The organism is Spirosoma sp., from assembly GCF_048594605.1.
In the GTDB taxonomy this organism is placed as follows: Bacteria; Bacteroidota; Bacteroidia; order Cytophagales; family Spirosomataceae; genus Spirosoma.
In genome coordinates, this window is sequence record NZ_JBMDWV010000223.1 from 1 (window position 1) to 6,139 (window position 6,139).

The following is a 6,139-nucleotide window of genomic DNA, read 5'->3' on the forward strand; positions in this document are numbered from 1 at the left end:
CTTATTTTCGTCAACAAGTATCCATTTTGTTAGTAAGCCTGGTTGTGTACACGGCGCAGGCGCAAATACCGGGTCGGCAAATGCACTGGACCGCCGACGGGAATGCTTACGTAGCTGCTGAACGCGGTGACCTCGTCCGAACCGACATTCGTTCAGGTACGAAAACCATCCTGCTATCAAAGGATAAGCTGCATGTACCGGGGAGCGATCAGGTCATGCCGGTTACCGACTTTGCCTTTACGCCGGATAGCGCGAACGTACTGGTGTTTACGAACGTAGCACGCGTCTGGCGATACAACACCCGTGGCGATTATTACCTCGTGAATCGCTCAACGGGCCAGGCGCGTCAAGTGGGCAAAGGGCAACCGGCCCAGTCGCTGATGTACGCCAAACTGTCACCAAACGGATGTAGCGTGGCTTATGTCAGTGAACATAATCTGTTTGTCGAAGACGTAGCAACCGGCAGAATAACCAAACTCACCATTGATGGCACCCGCAAACGTATCAACGGTACGTTCGATTGGGCTTACGAAGAGGAATTCGGTTGCCGCGACGGTTTCCGCTGGAGTCCGGATAGTCGGCAGATTGCGTACTGGCAGGTAGACGCTACCAAAATTCGGGATTACCTGATGCTGAACACGACGGATTCAGCGTATTCGCACGTAGTGCCGGTTGAATATCCGAAAGTGGGCGAATCGCCATCACCAGCGCGTATCGGCGTAGTGAACGCAACGGGAGGAGCGACCACCTGGCTGAACATTCCCGGCGATCCGCAGCAGCATTACATTACGCGCATGGAATGGCTGCCCAATGGCGGAAGCGTAATTATTCAGCAGTTGAACCGCAAACAGAACCAGAGCAACGTATTTGTCTGCGCGTTGGCCAGTAAATCCGTAACGCCAATTCATACCGAAACCGATAAAGCATGGATTGACGCTAAAGAACGCTGGAATAATGACGACCCGAGCGGATGGGAGTGGCTCAGTGGCGGAAAAGCGTTTGTCTGGGTTTCTGAAAAAGATGGATGGCGTCACCTTTATCGGATTAGTATCGACGGCAAAACGGAGACGCTACTGACACCCGGTACGTACGATATAGAGACGATTAGTCGTATCGACGAAGCTAATAATCAGATTTATTTCATCGCATCGCCCCAGAATCCGACACAGCGGTATTTGTATCGTATTCGGTTGGATGGCAAAGGACAGCCAGAACGGATAACGCCCGTTGGCTTGGCCGGAACGCACGGGTACACAATCTCGCCCAATGGGCGGCTGGCGCAGCATTCGTTCACGAATTACCAGACTCCGCCCGTACAGGAATGGGTGAGTTTGCCCGATCATAAAGCCGTGAATGAGAAGGAGAGTATGGCTACACGGATGCGGACCATTGCGAAGCCCAACGTAAGTTTTTTCAACGTAACAACGGAGGATGGCGTTACGGTAGACGGCTGGATGGCCAAACCGACCAACTTCGATAGTACGAAAAAGTATCCGATCGTTTTCTACGTTTATAGCGAACCGGCCGGTAGTACAGTCAATGATAATTTCTCGGTTGGCAATAATTATCTTTTTCAGGGCAACATGGCCGATGCGGGTTACCTCTACGTAGCGCTGGATAACCGGGGAACGCCGAATCTCAAAGGAGCCGCCTGGCGCAAGTCGATTTACCGTCAGATTGGTCGGCTGAATATTCGCGACCAGGCGATGGCCGCCAAAAAATTATTTGCGCAACATGCCTATATTGATACCAGCCGGGTGGCCGTTTGGGGATGGAGCGGAGGAGGTTCCTGCACGTTAAACCTGCTTTTTCAGCATCCCGATATTTACAAAACAGGCATTGCCATTGCTGCTGTTGGGAATCAATTGTTTTACGACAATATTTATCAGGAGCGATACATGGGAATTCCGCAGGAAAACCGCGAAGATTTCATGGCAGGATCACCTATAACGTACGCGAAAAATCTGAAAGGAAATCTGCTGTATATTCACGGTACAGGCGATGACAATGTTCATTATGACAATGCCGAAGTCCTGATCAATGAACTGGTAAAATACAATAAACAATTCCAGTTGATGTCGTATCCGAATCGCTCGCACAGTATTTCGGAAGGCGAGGGCACACGACCTCATCTCCAATCGCTTTATACAAACTATCTGCTGAAAAATTGCCCTCCAGGTCCACGCTAATCGCCTGATCTTATGATTCGACTGCTGACATTTTGTGCGTTATTTTTGCCGCTACTCGCTACAGCGCAGCGCTACGAATTTACTCACGACGATACGTTACGAGGTTCGATTACGCCCGAGCGGTCTTGGTGGGATCTGACGTTTTATCATCTCCGCGTGCGTGTCCAGCCAACCGATAGTACGTTAAGTGGCTCAACCGAAATTCGGTATCGTGTCCTGAAACCGGCCCAGACTATGCAGGTTGATTTACAACGTCCGCTACGTGTTGAGCGCATCGAGCAGGATGGGAAATCGCTGACGTTTCGGCAGGATGGCGATGCGTATTTTGTTACGTTGACGAAGCCGCAGAAGACCGGACAAAACGAAGCCGTAACGGTTTTTTATAGCGGCAAGCCTCGGGTAGCCAAACGGCCACCCTGGGATGGCGGCCTGGTCTGGAAACACGATAAAGAAGGAAACTGGTTTATTGCCACAGCCTGCCAGGGATTGGGTGCCAGCGCCTGGTGGCCCTGCAAAGATCATATGTATGATGAGCCCGACTCGATGGCCATCAGCGTAACGGTTCCCGAAGATTTGATGGACGTTTCGAACGGTCAACTCCGTAAGGTGACGACCAATGCTGATCGCACCCGTACCTTCGACTGGTACGTTAAAAACCCGATTAATAACTACGGCGTCAACATCAACGTAGCGCGCTACAAGCATTGGTCGGATACGTATCAGGGTGAGAAAGGAACGCTTGCACTTAATTACTACGTGCTGCCCGAACACCTCGATTCAGCAAAAATTCAGTTTCAGCAGGTGCCCAAAATGCTGAAAGCATTTGAATACTGGTTTGGTCCGTATCCCTTTTATGAAGATGGGTACAAGTTAGTCGAAGTTCCGTACCTGGGCATGGAGCACCAGAGTTCTGTTACGTATGGCAACCGCTTTCAGAATGGCTACCTGGGACGTGATCTGTCGCAAACGGGCTGGGGGCTACTTTGGGATTTTATTATTGTCCATGAGTCGGGTCACGAATGGTTTGCCAATAACATTACGTATAAAGATGTGGCCGACATGTGGATTCATGAGAGCTTTACGAACTACTCGGAATGCCTGTTTACGGAATATTACTACGGCAAAGAAGCCGGAGCGCAGTACGTAATTGGTTGCCGGGCGCTGATACGTAACGACAAACCGATTGTAGGCATTTACAACGTCAATAATTCCGGTTCCGGCGATATGTATTACAAGGGCGGCAACATGCTTCACACGATCCGGCAACTGGTGAACAACGACGTGAAATGGCGGCAACTGCTACGTGGTATGAATAAAACGTTCTATCATCAGACCGTCACGGCCCAGCAAATTGAGCAGTATATGATTCAGCAAACGGGACTTAATCTGAAACCGGTGTTCGATCAGTATCTGCGTGATATACGGCTTCCCACGCTTGAATACCGTTCTGTGAAAGGTAGCCTTCAATATCGTTGGACAAACTGCGTTGCGGGCTTCGATATGCCGATACGTATCTGTCTGGGTGAATCGGGACCGTATCGTTCCCTGCAACCGACTTCTCAATGGAAAACGTTACCGGCCAATGGAGTCACTACGTTGACTGTCGATCCAAATTACTACGTTCTGTGTAAGCGGCTTGGCGAGTAACGTTCACTCAATAAATCAGACGTTTTGTTGGTAGAAACAGTAGCTTGCTATTCCTTATTAAATTCCCCATTCTTAGCTATCAGGAAAAATGATACGTAAAAAAATAAACCTGTTCAGTATCGGACTTCTTCTGACCTCACTCGCGATGAGTTGTGGTGACAAGAAAGAAGAAGAAAACAAGGACGAAAACGGCGAGTCAGTGTCGACGGTGGGTGCAGTCAGTGCCCTTAAAGAAATGGCGTCCAAAGCCGAAGAACTGCAGAAAAATGGTCCTGTTGAAACCGTAGATTTTCGTTCGCTGAAAGAATTGCTTCCCGCTGATGTCGACGGATTGGCCCGGAAAGAAGCCAATGGTGAGAAAAACGGCGCAGCTGGTTTTACGGTTTCTACGGCAACTGGCAAATACGCGAATGAGGATGGCAGCGAAACCATTGAATTGTCGCTCATCGACGGCGGAGGCTCGGTCATGATGATGGGGTTAGCCGCCTGGTCGATGATTGAGGTAGATAAAGAAAGCAAAGATGGCTACGAAAAAACGAGCACAATAGACGGTAACAAATCGTACGAAAAGTATGAAAACGGCAGTAAAGAGGGTGAAATCGCTGTTCTGGTCAACAAACGGTTTGTCATTTCGGCAAAAGGCCGGGGTATTACAATGGAAAAATTAAAAGAAGCTCTCGGTGATATCGATTTGAAAAAGTGAGGTGCGCTGAAATAAGATTTGCCACTGGTGAAAAAAGAAGGGTTGTTCTCTACTGACTTGAGGAGAATAACCCTTCTTTTTTGGGAATTGCTTACTCGAAATATGTATACAGCGTCTTTCGATCAACCTTATCGGGTAGCGGCCCTTGTCGGGTTAGTTTCATTTTGGCCATGGCGGCCCCGGCACGAGCGCAATTGCCGGGGGCGTTCCCATCCAGATAAGCCGTCAGGAACCCTGCCCAGTAAGCGTCGCCAGCCCCTGTTACGTCGACTACATCAATTTTCTTACCCGGTATCCGATCCTGTTTTTTGCCTCCATCAAAAGATACCAGGCTGCCATCAGGGCCAAGCGTTAAACAAATGACTGATGCACCCATTCGGTGAAAATCGTCGATCACGCGTTCATTTTTCTGGGGTTCGCCATACAGCCGTTCCACGTCGTCCATACTAACTTTTACCAGTGCTCCAGCAGCAAAGTAATCCGATAATACGCGCCAGGCTTGCTGGCGATCAGGCCAGATACTGGGGGCGTAGTTGGCATCGATCGTTACCTGACAACCGGCTGCCTGAGCACGTCGGGCAGCATCAATAATAACATCCTGAGCTGGCTGACGACTTAAGGCAAAGCAGGTAGTGTGAAATAGCTGCGACTGAGCCAGTAATGAATCTGGCAATTGCGCTGAGCTAAGCTGGCAGTCGGCGTGACGGTACGCAACAAAATCGGGCGTGCCCGCCGTACGGGATACAATCACCACGGTTGTTGGCTCCAATGGGTCGGACGTAATGAATTGGGCTTCAACCCCCGACTCTTCAATCTGTCGAACCAGATATTTGCCAATGCTATCGTTGCCAACGCAGGAGACCAGCGCAACCCGTTCGCCTAAGCGAGCCATATTTGAAGCCATATTAGCTGGACTGCCCCCCTGATAACGACGGAAATCCAGCGCATCGATCAGACTATTTGATACGTAGTGACCAATGAAATCGGCTAATAGTTCACCGACAGAAAGAAGGGCGTAAGGACGGGTTGACGTTGTCATGTAATAAATACGGTTCTCTGGCTATTTCTCAGACTCTCAATTTTGCGCTGAAAGCTAATCAGAAGAACAAGAAAGAGAAAGCAGGTTGACGAATTTTACGACAGTACTGCTATAACGTGTACTACATATATGGCAATGAATACAGCCTATATGACCTCACATAGCCTTAATGGCCGCCGGGCCCGACTGGCAAAGCCGATTCTTCGATCCGTTTATTCTCTTTAACCAGAAAACAGGAAGCGGCTGCCAGCAGCATACAGATACCGGCCAGCACAAGCGCGTTACGGGGGTCGTTGCCCAGAATAGGTTTGTAATAAAGAGGTACCGTGAGCATACCAATGAACTGGGGTACACAGATAAAGCCATTGAAAATACCCATGTAAACTCCCATACGATCTTTGGGGACGGCACTCGCCAACATCAAATAAGGCATCGACATGATAGAACCCCAGGCCAGCCCGATGATTGTCATGCCAGCCAGATAAATCAGTTTGTCATTAGAGGTGAGCGTCAGCAGGAAACCCATTGCACCAACTGTAAGAAATACAGCATGTGTGGCAC

Annotated in this window: 4 protein-coding genes and 1 pseudogene; 3 read left to right on the forward strand and 2 right to left on the reverse strand. The window is 49.5% G+C overall.

Annotated features, from left to right (window positions below):
• Nucleotides 1-80: 80 nt before the first annotated feature.
• The 3 genes from ACOJS8_RS14235 to ACOJS8_RS14245 all read left to right on the forward strand — a co-directional run bounded on the left by ACOJS8_RS14235 (nucleotide 81) and on the right by ACOJS8_RS14245 (nucleotide 4,539).
• Complete coding sequence (locus tag ACOJS8_RS14235; RefSeq protein ID WP_420149215.1) at nucleotides 81-2,189, forward strand: S9 family peptidase; 2,109 nt, start codon at nucleotides 81-83, stop codon at nucleotides 2,187-2,189.
• Nucleotides 2,190-2,201: 12 nt separating this feature from the next.
• Nucleotides 2,202-3,836, forward strand: coding sequence for a M1 family metallopeptidase (locus tag ACOJS8_RS14240; RefSeq protein ID WP_420149212.1), 1,635 nt, complete (start codon nucleotides 2,202-2,204; stop codon nucleotides 3,834-3,836).
• Between the two features lie 88 nt (nucleotides 3,837-3,924).
• Nucleotides 3,925-4,539: a transposase gene (locus tag ACOJS8_RS14245; protein ID WP_420149213.1), complete on the forward strand. Its 615-nt coding sequence runs from the start codon at nucleotides 3,925-3,927 to the stop codon at nucleotides 4,537-4,539.
• Between the two features lie 91 nt (nucleotides 4,540-4,630).
• Here the strand turns inward: ACOJS8_RS14245 and ACOJS8_RS14250 are convergent, their stop codons facing one another.
• Together ACOJS8_RS14250 and ACOJS8_RS14255 are read right to left on the reverse strand one after the other, a co-directional pair.
• Nucleotides 4,631-5,578, reverse strand: coding sequence for a carbohydrate kinase family protein (locus tag ACOJS8_RS14250; RefSeq protein ID WP_420149214.1), 948 nt, complete (start codon nucleotides 5,576-5,578; stop codon nucleotides 4,631-4,633).
• Nucleotides 5,579-5,744: 166 nt separating this feature from the next.
• Nucleotides 5,745-6,139, reverse strand: a pseudogene (locus ACOJS8_RS14255) (MFS transporter); the annotation flags it as partial.